Raw genomic sequence first — 12667 nt, 5'->3', positions numbered from 1 at the left:
GGGGCGGTCTGAGTACCCGTACTCATCCGTGGTGTCGGCTCCTGCCCGTAGTGTGTGCACACTGAAGTGATCTGTGCTGCCGCACGGGGGCAGGGGGAAAGGCAGTGGTGCGCGCGTGACTGGGAACCCTTCCGCGAACGGGAACGGAAGCGGAGACGGCGGGCTCTTCGCCGAGCTGACGTCCCTGAAGAAGTTCAAGGGCCGGGTGGACGACCTCCTCACGGACCTCGGTGACTCGGACGCGGCTCCGGCCCGCATGGCGGACGACAGCCTCCAGGCAGCCAATCTCGGCACGGGCTTCCGCGCGGCGGACGCGCTGTACGGCGTCTACCGCAACGTCCACGAGGACCTCACCACCCTCTCCCGCCTCCTCAACGACCAGATCGAGGCCATGGGCCTGGCGGTCCTGGAGGCGCACGGCGACTACGCCAACACGGACACGGAGCGGCGCGACCGGATGTGGGAGGTCCAGAAGAAGCTCAAGCAGCAGCGGGGAGGAACGTTGCCGACGGCGGCGGATAAGAACACGGATCAGCACGGCAGTGCCCCCAAGTCGGGCATGTAGAGAAGGGAGAAGCCAGACAGCATGACCGACCTCTCCTTCACCCCCGAGAACTTCAACTCCTTCTCGCACGAGCAGCTCCTGGCGATGGTGGAGCACGCGGACGTCGACCGCGTCAACGCGATCTCCCTCAAACTGAATGGCGCGGCCAACGCCATCAAGAAGCTCAGCGAGGACCTCAAGAAGCACATGGAGGAGGTCCACTGGCAGGGCCAGGGCGGCGAGACCTTCCGCCTCTGGGGCTCCGACATGGCCAACGCCACGCTCCATCTGAGCGACTACGCGCAGAAGGCCTCCGAGTGGATCGGCTACGCGGGCACCACACTCGGCAGCGCCAAGCGCATGCCGAAGGTCCCTGAATGGGCGAAGGCCGTCCTGGCCGACTACGCCGCACGCCACCCGAAGCTGGACATCGCCCAGGCCGTCGAGGACTTGAAAGTCGGCACCCTCCGCCCCAGGGTCGTGGACACTCCCTTCGACGAATACCGAGTACAAGCAGCCAAGTCGAAGCTGGACGAGGAACACAAGGCGGCGGCCGAGCTGATGAAGGCGCTCTCGGAGCAGTACCACGAGACGGGGGTGCAGATCTCCCGGGTCCAGCGGCCGAAGTTTCCGGTGATGCCGGATGTGGTGATGCCGCGGCAGGGCGATCACAGGGGAGACTCCGGCCATCTGCAGACGGCCGGAGCGGATGGCTCGCCAGGTCTGGCCAGTGCTGGTTCAGGGGCGGCTTCCGGTCAGTCGACGGGCGGCGCCACGTCGGGGTCTCAGCAGCCGAGCCACGGTACGGCGGTGCCACGCCCCGGTGCTCACGGGAGTGAGCGTACGATCCCTCGTCCTCCTGAGCGTCATCCTCACACCGAGATCGACAGCCTGCCCCCGACGCCGACCGTTCCGGACAGGCCGTCCCGCACCGTGCCGGGGCATCCGTCCGACGGCGGGCCGGTGCATGATCCCGCATCGCAGACCCGCTTTCCCGTGCCGCCGCCGGTACCGCGTCCCGACCCCGGTCGCGGGCTGCCCGACATCGGCAGTCGGTTTCCCGGAACGAACCGGCCTCCTGCGACCAGTGGCCAGGGAACGGTGAACGGGCGCCCTGCGCCATCGACGCCGCGCGTTTCCGAGCCGGGTGTTGTCGGTGGCCGTCCGGTAGTCGGCCCTCCGGGCCGCCCCGGGGAATCGGTTCCTCGCGGTACGGTCATCGGGACCGAGCCTGGTCAAGGTACGGGCCGTCCGTCGGGCGCCTATGGGCCTGGTGCTGCCGGCGGCATCGGTGGCATGAGTCCCGGTCGGCAGGCATCCGGCCCGCGTGGGCGTATCTACGCGTCCGAGCCTGGCGGTGTCGTGGGCGGGCGCCCCGGAGGCCGTACAGGTGCATCCGCGGGAGGCGCTTTCACGCCGGGTGGCACTGGTCTCCCTCGTAGTGGCGCTTCCGCCATGGCCCCGATTCCAGGGGTGTCCGGAGCGAACGCGAAGCAGCGGCGTGGCAGTCAGCGCCCCGACTACCTCGTCGAGGACGAGGAGACCTGGCGTCAGGGCGGTCGCAGAGTGGTGCCGCCGGTCATCGAGTGAACTCACCGTGCGGCCGAATTCGAGGGGAATGTGCATGCAGGCCATGGAAGGGCGACGGCGCACGACGGCGTTGCGAGCGGCGAGTTGGGCCGTCGGCTGCTTGTTTGTCGGCGTGGCGGCGGTTCCGGCGCATGCGGAATCCATTCGCTCGCAGCAGTGGCACCTCGACGCGATGCACGCTGACGAAATGTGGGAGACCAGCACCGGTCAGGGTGTCACCGTCGCGGTGATCGATACCGGGGTGGACGACGGCCTGGCGGATCTCCGAGGCCAGGTCCTGGAAGGCCGGGATTTCTCGGGACAGCCCGGTGGCGCGCATGCCGATCCCGAGAATCACGGTACGCAGATGGCTGCGCTGATCGCCGGGACAGGGAAGCGGTCGGCCGCGAACGGCTCGTTCGGCCTTGCACCCGACGCCAAGATTCTGCCGTTGCGGGTCACCAACGGATCGGAAGCCAGGAATGAGGCCGAAAACAAGCAGAACTTCGCCAGGACTGTGAGCGCCGCCGTCCGCTACGCGGCTGACAGCGACGCCAAGATCCTCAACATCTCCATGGGGAACCAGGAGAAGAGCCCGGAACTGGAGCAGGCCGTTCAATACGCTCTGGAAAAGGGGAAACTGATCTTCGCTGCCGTGGGGAACAGCGGGGACAAGGGCAACGATGTCGAGTACCCAGCGGGCTTCCCGGGTGTCCTGGGCGTGGCGGCCAACAACCGCGACGCTTACGCGACCAAGGAATCACAGCACGGACCGCAGGTCGCCCTCGCCGCACCAGGCGAGGACATCGTCACCGCATGCGTGGGTGGCACGGAGCTCTGCAAAGGCCACGGCACCAGCGCCGCCACCGCCCTCGTCTCCGCCTCCGCCGCCCTCATCTGGTCCGTGCACCCCACCTGGACCGCCAACCAGATCGCCCGCGTCCTCATCAACACGGCAGGCGGCAACGACGGAAAGAAGGAGCGCAGCGACTTCCTCGGCTACGGCGCCGTCCGCCCCCGCATCGCCCTAAAGAACCCCGGCGACCCGGGACCGGCCGACGTGAGCCCGCTCCCAGGTGTCTCGGAATCCAAATCCGCAGCCGGGAAGGTGCAGAAGCCGACGACAGCGCCTTCCCACGACGAAGGCGACAGCGGCGGCCTGGACACCAGGTGGCTCGCCGCGGGAGTCGGCGCTGCGGCGGTCCTCGCCGCGGCCGTCACAGCGCTGATCGTGTTCGCACGTCGTAGCAGGCGCCGCCAGGCGGGGCGGTAGCTGTCCGCGGCCTGGAGACTCACCGTTTTCCGTACTCCACGACACAGACGACGGTGAGAAGGATTCCGAGGATCCCGATTCCTGCCAGGACCATCGTCTGCGGGGCTCCGGCGTCTGTCATCACGCCCCTGATGGCACCTGCGAGGCCGGAGACGGACGCGATCAACCCGAGAACGAACGTGTGAGGCGTCAGGAGCACCGACGCCCAGGGAGACGGCTTGCGTCGGCCGGTCGGGGACTTTCTGCGTGCTCTCACGGCTTGTACTTCACCCGACCCGGTTCCTTCGGGGCCACGACGCTGGTCGGTCCCTCCTTGTTCTCTCCAGGAGGTGTGTAGTAGAAGTCGACTGCGGTTGCCGCGAGTGCGACGGGAATACCGAAGATCCTTCCTCCTGTCTTGCCCAGGATGTTCACGGCCGAGGGCTTGCGGTGCCGTCCGCCCCCGCCGATGTTCTTCTCAAGCCCCTTGCTGACAAGCCCGCCGGAATATGAAGGGGTGCCTCCCAGGAAGTATTCCCAGGACTTATGGAAGTGCCCCTGCAAGGCGGCCTCTCCGCTCTTGAGCCATGAGCGATAGCTCAGGAATTCGGCTGCTGGTTTGATGGTGCCGCTTCCAAATTTATTCGGGTGCGTGTACTCCGAGTCCTCGGAGGCCAGGTTCGTCTTCGTCTCGTTCCGGGCGTCCTCGATGGACTCGTACTTCGCGTGGCCGAAGTCGTGGACCGCGCCACCGTGGCTCTTGCCCAGTGCCCGAGCGACGCCTTCATCCGTCTCCTGTGCCATGGCGATCAGGCTGTTGATCCGGTCTTCCAGGCTCTGTTTCCTGTCCTGGTCGGCCTGGGTGGGCTGCGCGTCGCCGACGGAGCACACGGAGAAGATGCACTGCACCGTTCCGTCGGAGCTGTCGAGTACCGTGAGGCCGTGCTCCTGGGCTGTCTTGACAGCATCCTTGATGTTCGTCTGAGCCCAGACGAGGTCTGTGTGAGCTTGGTCGAGGACGGCCCAGATACTGGTCGCCTCGGTATGGGCGTCCTGGAACTCCTTGACGGTCTTGCGTATGAAATCCTTGGTGACGTCGGAGTTCACCCCGGCCCATCGCGCCTGGTTGGCCTTCCTTAACATGCCGTCCTGCGCGTCTTTCGATGCTTGGCCGAGCTGAGTCGCCATCTCTTTCCAATCGGCAACGGACCTGGCCAGGTTGTCCAGAGAGACATCGATGATGTTGCGGTAGGTCAGCTTGCCCATGCGTCCGCCTCAATTGAAGTATTTCGATATCTCGGAGACCGGCATGGGCCGGCCATCGCGACAGCTCATGGAGGTGGCTACCTTCACGTCGTCCCGATTGTGCGATGCCACCGAGAAATCGAGATGGTTGGAGATGGTGGCGCAGGCCTGCATCAGCGTGTGAAGCTGGGAATTCCAGACCTCGATGGTCGTGCTCAGCGCAGCCCCTGTGGCGAAGTTCTCCCGCTTCAACTCTGTTGCTGCACCGGCCGTCGCACCAACGCCCTCTGCTCCGCGGGCGACATCACCGGCCTTCCGGAGATGGTCGTGAAGTTCGTACGCGTCATGGCCGATACCGCCGAGGTCGTCCGCGCGAACGATCAGCTCCGACGGGTCTGATCCGTCGCGTCCCGGCTCGGTCGAGGCCGTGTTCAGATGCATGGGGGCGAGGTTGTTCTTCGCCGCGTCGGCCTTGTGCTGTGCCCACTCTTCCTCGAACGACATGGTTCCTGCCCTCGTCAAGGTCAGTTGGTTTAGACGGGTGTCATTGCCTGCGCTGCGCAAACGTATCAACTAGCAGTGTTTAAAGGTTGGTTGATATGAGATTTTAACGCCGTGGATGTTGGTTGGCCGAGTTGTCGGCATGCTGCTTCCTTATTTCACGGCCAGGTTCCCCGAGGGCGTCTCGCGGCAGAACGCCCCCGCTACTTGAGGACGTCGTGCACCGCGACACACATGCCGCCGAGCATCAGCATGGCGACCACCCACGCGATCGGGGTCAGTTCTCAGCGGGAGTACAGGCCCCAGGTGCCGAGAATGGCGGCGATCGGGGCAGTGATCCATGGGCCGAAGGCGACGAAATTCTGGACCCCGGCGGAGCATATGGGCTGGGTGTCGTGGCCTGGGTAGCAGCCGTCACTCCCATCACGGAAACGGGAAGGAGGATGAAGACGACAGCCGCGAATGCCCACAGGAGTGCGCACCCGAGAAATGCGACGACGGGGTCCAGCCTGACGGCCTGCTGAGCGGTCGGCGGATGCTGCGGTACGTCCGGGGTCGAGGTCACGCCGCCACGCTAGGAGCGCCACCCGTCCCGCACATCCGTACGGATACCCATTCCGCCTGCGTACGCGGCGTTGCCCTCTCACAGGTAGGCATTGCCCAGCCCGTTGATCAGCCATGCCAGGAAGCCGACCGCCGCGGCCGTGACGACGGCGCCGAGGGTGAGCCCGGCCAGGGCCATGCCGCCGTTGCTCGCCTCGCCGCGTCTCGCCCTGTCGACGCCGACCACGCCGTAGAGGACCGCCGCGGCGCCGACCGGGACCGCGAAGACGATGCCCCAGATCAGGCAGGTCAGCAGGAGGGCCAGCAGGCTGAGGACCAGTGCCGCCGTGCCGGCGCCGTCACGGTCGGGCGCGGCGGCCGGGCGCTGGTAGGGCGGGAACATCTCTCGGGTTGCCATGCTCGGACCGTACGGGCGCCTGACGGCAGCACGCATCGGGTGGGATACCCAGAGCACCCCTGTGCTCGTACTTATGGAAGGTTCATGGAAAGTCGGCCGGTGCTTATTCGGTCCTCGGCGAGGGCCTCGACGAATGAGGACCAGGTGTGTGCGGGGAAGGTGAGCGCCGGGCCTTGGGGATGCTTGCTGTCCCGTATAGGGAGAGGGGTGTGTTGTGGGGTGGTCTGTGATGGCCATTCCAGGCATTGCCCGCCCTGGCCGCTGCTGTAGCTCGATTTGGCCCAAACCGTGATGCTTGGGGCGAGAGTTCCGCTCATCTTGCCATTTCCTCCATCGCTTTGTGCATCTCAGCCAAAGACAGGGCCGGCGAGAGGGCGTCTGCGCGTAGTCGTTCGTAGTCTTCCTTGCCCAGCTCGACAGCTTCTGTGGAGTCGACGACTCGTCCCATGCCGCGTGCTTCTGTGTAGAGGGCTGGGCGTTGGTCGTCGAACCGGAGCAGTGTGAATGATTCTCCTGCGGCCGTTGCTCCTGCTGCGAACGGTAGTACCTGGATGGTGACATGAGGGTAATCCGCCACCTCCAACAGGTATGCCAGTTGCTCACGCATGACGACTGCCCCGCCGACCGCGCGTCGGAGACAGGACTCGTCCAGGATTACCCACAGGAAGGGAGGGGCCTCTCGTTCCAGTGCTTCCCGACGCCGCATCCGGCCCTGTACGCGCTCGGCGGTCAGGCTGGGCGCCTCGCGCGGGAACGCGGCTCGGAACAGCTCGTGGGCATAGCGTTCGGTCTGCAACATGCCCAGGATGTGGTACGAGCTGAAGTCCAGGATGTGGGTCGCCTTCGCCTCCAGGTCGAGGTAAGGCAGGAACCACTCCGGATGTCGGCCCCGCCGGGATTCGCGTTCCCATAGCCGCATGAACGTGCCGGGCGTGCCGAATACCTTGTCGCAGTGCGCCGCGAAATCGGGGCTCCCGATGCGGTCGCCGCTCTCCACCATGGCCACGTACGACTGCCCGTACTGCATTCCCGCGCCCAGCTCGCGCTGGCTCATGCCGCGCTGGGTGCGCCAGGCCCGTACCTCTTCGCCGTACGATGAACCCGAACTGTTGGACGACTTCGCCAACGCTCAACGCCCCTTGGATCACTCGTGAGTTGTGATGGCTTCAACTCTGTCGCTCGGGCCTCTCGTGAGCAACTCTGGCTGTCCTTGACGGACTTGCCCGTTCCTTATGGGTGCGACACATGGAGGTTCGAACACAGTGGCGGTATTCACCTATCGGCCCGGTGCTTACGTCGTGGACACGCGACGCGGGCAGCTCGGGGAGATTGTCGAGGCGGATGAGCATGGAGTGCGGCTCCGGGCGCCTGGGGGAGGGGGTGAGTGGCGGGTCACCGCGGACGTGCTGCGGCTCGCCCACTCCGATGAGCTGAAGCAGGCGCGGGCGGCGGCGCGAGGGGAGTGGGTCGCGTGCTGATTCCTCCCATGATGCCGCCGGACTTCATTCCGCTGCCGCACAGCGCCGGGCCGCCCGCCGTGCCCACGAAGAAGTGGCAGCCTCCCTGCGTCACGTGCGCGGAGCTGGTCGCCGCCCTCCAGAGCGCCTGGCGGCAGGATCTCCCCGACAGTGCCATGGCCGTACGGCGGGAGATCGTCGCGCATTTCGACGCGGCCCACCCCGCGTAGCGCCGCACGGCATGGCACTCTGGGCGCCATGGAAGAACAGTCCTGGCGCCCTCATGCCCTCCCCGGCGAGCCGTACTACACGACGGACACGTGCAGTGGGTGCGGGTCCGTCGCGCAGGGGATTCACGGGCGGTGGACCTGTCCCAACTGCGGAGCGTGCAGTCCTTACCAGGAGCCGCCCGAGGGGTGGGCCACGGAGATCACGGCGGAGGAGCTGGCCAGCAATACGGTGGGCTACGACGCTCCGCCGCGGGTGTAAAAGGCCAGGGCGAACCAGAGCGGGCCCGGGAAAGCCAGGGCGCCGACGACGGCGGAGCGTGTGGGCAGGGAGAGGCGGGAGAAGCTCAGGCTGTACCAGACCGCTGCGACCAGGGCCGCGTCCAGAGCTGCGGGACGTCCCACCAGCAGCAGGACGTGCGCGAGGGTCTTCCCGCCCTCCGCCGCAGCCCACACTGTGAGGACCAGCATGTACGGCGCACACGCGTAGAGCGAGAGCACCGTCGTGCCCCAGAAGACCGCCGCCAGGCTCTTCGAGATCAGGTGGCGTCGTGGGCGCGGAGCGGTCGTGGGCTGCGTCATGTACATACGGCGCATCCTGCGTCAGACGCCCCGCCACCAACATGAGTACCGCGACTCATCCTCAGGATGAGCATCCACAGAGGCCGTGACCGGAATCGAACCGGCGTAACTCGCTTTGCAGGCGAGTCCCTCAACCACTCGGGCACACGGCCATGTCGTATTGCTTGTCGACTCCTCGACCATAGGCGTCCCGTTCCGGCTCGGGCAATGGGTGCCATGGGACTGACACACCGTGTTCATGAGGGCCGGAGGAGACCCGGGGACGGCAGGGCCGTCGGGCGGCCGGTCAGGTGGTGGGGGGTTTCCGCCGGGCGCGGGAGGCGCGGAGGTTGGCGGCATTGCCACAGACGCGGACGTCGTGCCATACACCGCTGTTGTTGCGGGAGCGGTCGTAGAACGCGACCGCGCACCGGTCGTTGCGGCAGGACTTGAGCCGACGCCAGAGATCGGTGTGCTGGGCCACATACATCTCGATGAGGATCACAGAGGCCACCCGCCCGCAGCCGGTGCCCTCGGGGTCGGTGTGGGCCCGGCCGTCGGGACCGAGTCTCATCGTGGCGGGAGCGGTGAGCAGCGCGGGCCCGGAGGAGGCGGGCTCCTCCGGCAGGGGGATGCCGGCGCGGATCACGTGCTGGAGGTCGGCGCGCAAGGCGCGCAGTTCCTCCACGTCGTGGTTGTCGAGCGGGACGGGGGCGTGGGGACGGCCGGTCGCCCGGCTCCAGCAGGCCAGCGCCGCGTCGAGCCATTCCTGCGCGTCGTCGGGGCGGTCCAGGAGATCCGGCATGCGGGGCTTGCCCGCGGCGATGGTGTTGAGCAGGTCCTGGACGAAGGCGAGCCCGCCCGGGGCAGGGGTGAGGGAGCCGCGCGCGGTTGCGGGCCAGTCCATGGGCGGGGCCTCCTTCGTCTGCCGTGGCGATCACGGCCACCACGGCCCGTACATGTCCGGTACCAGTGTCATGGACCGGGAGCGGTGCTCCTCGCCGGGGTGTCCGTGGTGCGTGCTCCGGGCCCGGATCGGGTCAGGTGATCGCGGAACCAGGCGCGGGCCGCGTCGGCGGCCCTGGGGAACTGGGATTCATAGGGGTCGAAGTGTCCGCCGGGGACGATTTCGAGGCGCTTGGGTTCGAGGGCGCGTTCGTACGCGGCGAGGGCCAGGTCGGTGGGGGTGACCGTATCGTTTCCCGCGACCACCATGAGCAGCGGTGTCGGCGAGACGCGGCCGATCCAGACGCCGGGTTCGTACATCCGGGCCGCGCGGGTGGAGCGCACGGTGACCTTGTTCTCCCAGAGCCCGTCCGGGAGGGGTTGCAGGTAGAAGTCGATCGCGTCCTGGTCGCGGTAGGACGCGGGTATGGACGGGTCGTTGCTCACCACGGCCTGGTAGTGCGGAGGTTCGCCACGTAGTTCCGCCCGTTCGGTCCCGGCGAAGAGCTCTTCCAGTGCGGCCGCCCCTTCCGGCGGGACGCGACGCAGTGACTGTTCGTAGCCGCTGATGGTCGGGACCTGCGCGACCACGCAGCGCAGCCGCCGGTCGGTCGCACCGAGGACGATGGCGTGGCCTCCGGCGTAGCTGGTGCCCCAGATGCCGATCCGGAGGGGATCGACCTCGGGCCTGCTCTCCAGGTAGGAGATGGCGCGTCGCCAGTCGGCGAGCTGTTGCCAGGGGTCGATGTCCTGGCGCACCTCGCCGTCACTGGTGCCGAAATTGCGGTGGTCGTGCAGGAGGACGGCGAAGCCGTCCTCCGCGAAGGCGCCGGCGAACTTCTCGATCTTGTGGTGGATGGTTCCGGCGTATCCGTGCGCCATGGTGATCGCCGGGTGCGGTCCGGGACCGTCGGGCAGGAACAGCAGGCCCCGCAGGGTCACTTGTCCGTCCGCGGTGAACTCGATGTCGGTGCGCTGCGGCATGCTGTGCGTCTCCCCTTCCTGAGTGCTGGACGAGTGCTGGACGCGGAACACGGTCAGCCGAGCAGGCCGAGCGCTCCGTACCAGAGCGGGCCCGGGTTGAGCCGGTCGCCGTGGAGCTGCATCATCCGGTCGAAGAAGTCGTGAGGGCCCGGCTTCTGGGCGAGCAGTCGTCGCGCGTCGCGCAGGTACTGCCGGGTCTCGTCCAGAACGGCCGGGTCGTCGGGGCGGTTTCTGTCCTTGTGCCCCGCGACAACGGCGCGCGGCTGGAGCGCGGCGATACGGTCGATGGCCTTGAGCCATGCGTCGAGGCCGCCGTCGCCGCCTTCGAGTATGTAGGGGTGCACGCCGTTGTAGGCGATGTCACCGGCGACCACGAGGCCGATCGACGGTACGTGCAGGAAGGTGGTGTCGTCGGTGTCGGTGTGCCCGGCCTCGTACGCCCTGACGGTGTTCCCCTCCAGCAGGAATCCCTGCTCGGGGATGGGCTGGGCGAGCACGGTGGTGTCGCCGATCAGGCCGGGGAAGATCTTGTCCCATAGTTGCTCGCGGCCCTGCGTCGCCTGTCGGCGCATGAGCCGGATGGTGCCTTCGGTCGCGTAGGTGGTGACGCCGGGGAAGCGCTCGAGGAGTTGAGCGGTGCCGAACCAGTGGTCGCCGTGCCCGTGGGTGGCGTAGACGTACGCCAACCGCTTGCCGGAGCGCTCGATCCAGTCGCCTACCTTCTCGGTCTGCTCGCGGGTCAGCGGCGGATCGACCAGGACGGCGTCCTGTTCCCCGTGGATCAGGGTGGACGCCAGCGGTGACGACACGATCGGCTCGCCGTTCGGCATGCGCTGGTCGCCGGCTCTCGGTATGCCGTCGGATACGAAGACCTCGTACGACAGCGGTGTGGGTGTGGGTGTGGGTGTGGGTGTGGGTGCGGTCATGGCGGCTGCCTCCTTCGCATGAGGTTGTTGCTGACCCTTGATGCGCACGGTGTCGGGCCGGGGCGTTGAGCGGCGGGCAGCCCGCCTGGGCCACCGGTGAAGGCTGCTCGGGGTCCGGGCCGTCCTCGGCGCGCGGAACGGCTCAGGTGGTGATGTGGAAGTGGCCGGGGTCGATCCGGCCGTTCAGACGCCTGCCGAGCTCGGCGGAGAAAGTCAGCAGGTTGTCCAGCGGGCGGTGCTGGATGACAGCTCGGACGATCCTGCCCTGGTCGTTCACCGTCAGGATCGTGCTGCCCCGCAGCTCCTTGCCGCCGAAAGCCCTGGCCTCCCATTCGATGCAGGACCGCGGTCCTTCGGATACCTCGGAGGTGAAGACCAGGGACTCGTAAATCCCACTGGCCGCGCCCATGACCTGCTTGACCTGGTCGCGGCCCTCGACCGGACGGCGCAGGGCGGACGCCTCCAGGACCACGTCCTCGGCGAAAGCGGCGGCGAACGCCTCGGCGTCCTTGGCGGCGAAGGCCCTGGTCCAGGGCTGGACCTCGACATCGTCCGTGACGTTGGCGATCCGGATCTTCTCGTTCACGGTGGACAACTCCTGTCCGCGCCGACGCCCGACCGCCCCTGCTGGGCACCGGCGTACGAACGCGTCATGCCTGAATCGCTGATGCCTGCCTTTCCGGGGCAGGGAGCGAGGGCGCCGCCCCATGGGCGGGCTCGGCCCGCATCAACGACATAACTGTAACACTTATGCCTATGTCTTGGGTGTGGAGTCCGCCTCGCCCGCGGGGGCGGCGGGCCGGCTGGGCCGAGACCTCGGAGGGTTACGGCTCGCCCGTGTCCAGGAATTGCTCGACGATCGGGCGGAACAGGTCCGGCTCGTCCACCCAGGGGTAGTGGCCGACCTGGTGGAGCGGGCGCAGCGTGCCGTTGGGGAAGCAGGCCGCGACGAGTTCGCCCGCGCGCATGCCCGTGACCGCGTCGCGGTCGCCGACGAGGACGAGGGTGGGGGCGGTCACCTCCCGCAGGCGGGTGAGGATCGCCGGCCGGGTCGCTTCGTCGACGCCCTGCCAGAAGCCCGCTCGCGGGACCGGGCCCAGCTGCTCGATCTCCGTCGCCGCGTGGGCGCGCTGCGGGGCGTCCCAGTGGGCGTACGCCATGGGGGCCGCGCGGCGTAGCAGGTCGTGGACCTCGGTCATGTCAGAGGTCAGCGGCAGCAGGCGCACGGCGACATACGCGTCCGGCCACCACTTCTCCGTCGCCCGGGACTCGAAGATCCGCTCGGCGTCGTCGGGGAGTTCGCCCTGGAGCCGTGACCCGGGGGTGACCAGGACCAGGCGGCTCAGCCGGTCCGCGTGTGCCGCCGCGTACGCCTGGGCCGTCGCGCACGCGGCGTCGTGCGCGAGGAGCGCGAACCGGTCCAGACCCAGGTGGGCGCGCAGCGCCTCGACGTCCTCGGCGAGGGTGGGAAAGGCGTAGCCGGTCGGGTCGGGGG

At 67.7% G+C, this 12667-nt stretch carries 15 protein-coding genes and 1 tRNA gene; 4 read left to right on the top strand and 12 right to left on the bottom strand.

Going from position 1 to position 12667, the window contains the following annotated elements:
- Nucleotides 1–115 precede the first annotated feature (115 nt).
- From K6I34_RS18820 to mycP, 3 genes are read left to right on the top strand one after another with little or no spacing between them, the layout of a single operon-like run.
- Nucleotides 116–565 (top strand): hypothetical protein, encoded by a 450-nt coding sequence (locus tag K6I34_RS18820; RefSeq protein ID WP_229327447.1) that lies wholly within the window; start codon nucleotides 116–118, stop codon nucleotides 563–565.
- Nucleotides 566–586: 21 nt separating this feature from the next.
- Nucleotides 587–2134 (top strand): hypothetical protein, encoded by a 1548-nt coding sequence (locus tag K6I34_RS18815; RefSeq protein WP_229327446.1) that lies wholly within the window; start codon nucleotides 587–589, stop codon nucleotides 2132–2134.
- Between the two features lie 34 nt (nucleotides 2135–2168).
- Nucleotides 2169–3386, top strand: coding sequence for a type VII secretion-associated serine protease mycosin (gene mycP, locus K6I34_RS18810; protein ID WP_229327445.1), 1218 nt, complete (start codon nucleotides 2169–2171; stop codon nucleotides 3384–3386).
- A 252-nt stretch (nucleotides 3387–3638) separates the two neighbouring features.
- Here the strand turns inward: mycP and K6I34_RS18805 are convergent, their stop codons facing one another.
- From K6I34_RS18805 to K6I34_RS18785, 5 genes are all read right to left on the bottom strand, one after another.
- Nucleotides 3639–4631, bottom strand: coding sequence for a hypothetical protein (locus K6I34_RS18805; RefSeq protein WP_229327444.1), 993 nt, complete (start codon nucleotides 4629–4631; stop codon nucleotides 3639–3641).
- 9 nt (nucleotides 4632–4640) lie between these two features.
- Nucleotides 4641–5114, bottom strand: a complete 474-nt coding sequence (locus K6I34_RS18800) for a hypothetical protein (RefSeq protein ID WP_229327443.1) — start codon at nucleotides 5112–5114, stop codon at nucleotides 4641–4643.
- A 640-nt stretch (nucleotides 5115–5754) separates the two neighbouring features.
- Nucleotides 5755–6072 carry a hypothetical protein gene (locus tag K6I34_RS18795; protein ID WP_229327442.1) on the bottom strand — a complete coding sequence of 106 codons (318 nt, stop codon included), beginning with the start codon at nucleotides 6070–6072 and terminating at the stop codon, nucleotides 5755–5757.
- 71 nt (nucleotides 6073–6143) lie between these two features.
- Complete coding sequence (locus K6I34_RS18790) at nucleotides 6144–6389, bottom strand: DUF397 domain-containing protein (RefSeq protein WP_229327441.1); 246 nt, start codon at nucleotides 6387–6389, stop codon at nucleotides 6144–6146.
- Entirely contained in the window at nucleotides 6386–7198 is an 813-nt protein-coding gene (locus K6I34_RS18785; RefSeq protein ID WP_275127096.1) for a helix-turn-helix transcriptional regulator, read from the bottom strand. The genes K6I34_RS18790 and K6I34_RS18785 overlap by 4 nt, the downstream gene beginning before the upstream one ends.
- A 345-nt stretch (nucleotides 7199–7543) precedes the next feature.
- Between K6I34_RS18785 and K6I34_RS18780 the strand changes: the two genes are divergently transcribed.
- Nucleotides 7544–7759: a hypothetical protein gene (locus K6I34_RS18780; protein ID WP_229327439.1), complete on the top strand. Its 216-nt coding sequence runs from the start codon at nucleotides 7544–7546 to the stop codon at nucleotides 7757–7759.
- 234 nt (nucleotides 7760–7993) lie between these two features.
- Here K6I34_RS18780 and K6I34_RS18775 read toward each other — a convergent pair whose 3' ends face one another.
- The 7 genes from K6I34_RS18775 to K6I34_RS18745 all read right to left on the bottom strand — a co-directional run.
- The gene (locus tag K6I34_RS18775) at nucleotides 7994–8338 is read right to left on the bottom strand and encodes a hypothetical protein (RefSeq protein WP_229327438.1); all 345 of its coding nucleotides are present in this window, start codon (nucleotides 8336–8338) and stop codon (nucleotides 7994–7996) included.
- Nucleotides 8339–8418: 80 nt separating this feature from the next.
- Nucleotides 8419–8490, bottom strand: a tRNA-Cys gene (locus K6I34_RS18770).
- A gap of 134 nt (nucleotides 8491–8624) precedes the next feature.
- Complete coding sequence (locus tag K6I34_RS18765; protein WP_229327437.1) at nucleotides 8625–9224, bottom strand: CGNR zinc finger domain-containing protein; 600 nt, start codon at nucleotides 9222–9224, stop codon at nucleotides 8625–8627.
- 68 nt (nucleotides 9225–9292) lie between these two features.
- Nucleotides 9293–10246 (bottom strand): alpha/beta hydrolase, encoded by a 954-nt coding sequence (locus K6I34_RS18760; RefSeq protein ID WP_229327436.1) that lies wholly within the window; start codon nucleotides 10244–10246, stop codon nucleotides 9293–9295.
- A 53-nt stretch (nucleotides 10247–10299) separates the two neighbouring features.
- Complete coding sequence (locus K6I34_RS18755; RefSeq protein WP_229327435.1) at nucleotides 10300–11172, bottom strand: MBL fold metallo-hydrolase; 873 nt, start codon at nucleotides 11170–11172, stop codon at nucleotides 10300–10302.
- A gap of 142 nt (nucleotides 11173–11314) precedes the next feature.
- Nucleotides 11315–11758 carry a nuclear transport factor 2 family protein gene (locus K6I34_RS18750; protein ID WP_229327434.1) on the bottom strand — a complete coding sequence of 148 codons (444 nt, stop codon included), beginning with the start codon at nucleotides 11756–11758 and terminating at the stop codon, nucleotides 11315–11317.
- A gap of 238 nt (nucleotides 11759–11996) precedes the next feature.
- On the bottom strand, nucleotides 11997–12667 hold a 671-nt coding region (locus K6I34_RS18745), incomplete at its 5' end, for an alpha/beta fold hydrolase (RefSeq protein ID WP_229327433.1).

It is taken from the genome of Streptomyces sp. UNOC14_S4, from assembly GCF_020740835.1.
GTDB lineage: Bacteria > Actinomycetota > Actinomycetes > Streptomycetales > Streptomycetaceae > Streptomyces.
This window is presented reverse-complemented; position numbering and strand designations above follow the sequence as displayed.

Excerpts from the sequence above, each read along its gene's own strand:
- K6I34_RS18815 (WP_229327446.1), top strand. The coding sequence starts at position 587 with ATGACCGACCTCTCCTTCACCCCCGAGAACTTCAACTCCTTCTCGCAC.
- mycP (WP_229327445.1), top strand. The coding sequence starts at position 2,169 with ATGCAGGCCATGGAAGGGCGACGGCGCACGACGGCGTTGCGAGCGGCG.
- K6I34_RS18805 (WP_229327444.1), bottom strand. The coding sequence starts at position 4,631 with ATGGGCAAGCTGACCTACCGCAACATCATCGATGTCTCTCTGGACAAC.
- K6I34_RS18800 (WP_229327443.1), bottom strand. The coding sequence starts at position 5,114 with ATGTCGTTCGAGGAAGAGTGGGCACAGCACAAGGCCGACGCGGCGAAG.
- K6I34_RS18795 (WP_229327442.1), bottom strand. The coding sequence starts at position 6,072 with ATGGCAACCCGAGAGATGTTCCCGCCCTACCAGCGCCCGGCCGCCGCG.
- K6I34_RS18790 (WP_229327441.1), bottom strand. The coding sequence starts at position 6,389 with ATGAGCGGAACTCTCGCCCCAAGCATCACGGTTTGGGCCAAATCGAGC.
- K6I34_RS18775 (WP_229327438.1), bottom strand. The coding sequence starts at position 8,338 with ATGACGCAGCCCACGACCGCTCCGCGCCCACGACGCCACCTGATCTCG.
- K6I34_RS18765 (WP_229327437.1), bottom strand. The coding sequence starts at position 9,224 with ATGGACTGGCCCGCAACCGCGCGCGGCTCCCTCACCCCTGCCCCGGGC.
- K6I34_RS18760 (WP_229327436.1), bottom strand. The coding sequence starts at position 10,246 with ATGCCGCAGCGCACCGACATCGAGTTCACCGCGGACGGACAAGTGACC.
- K6I34_RS18755 (WP_229327435.1), bottom strand. The coding sequence starts at position 11,172 with ATGACCGCACCCACACCCACACCCACACCCACACCCACACCGCTGTCG.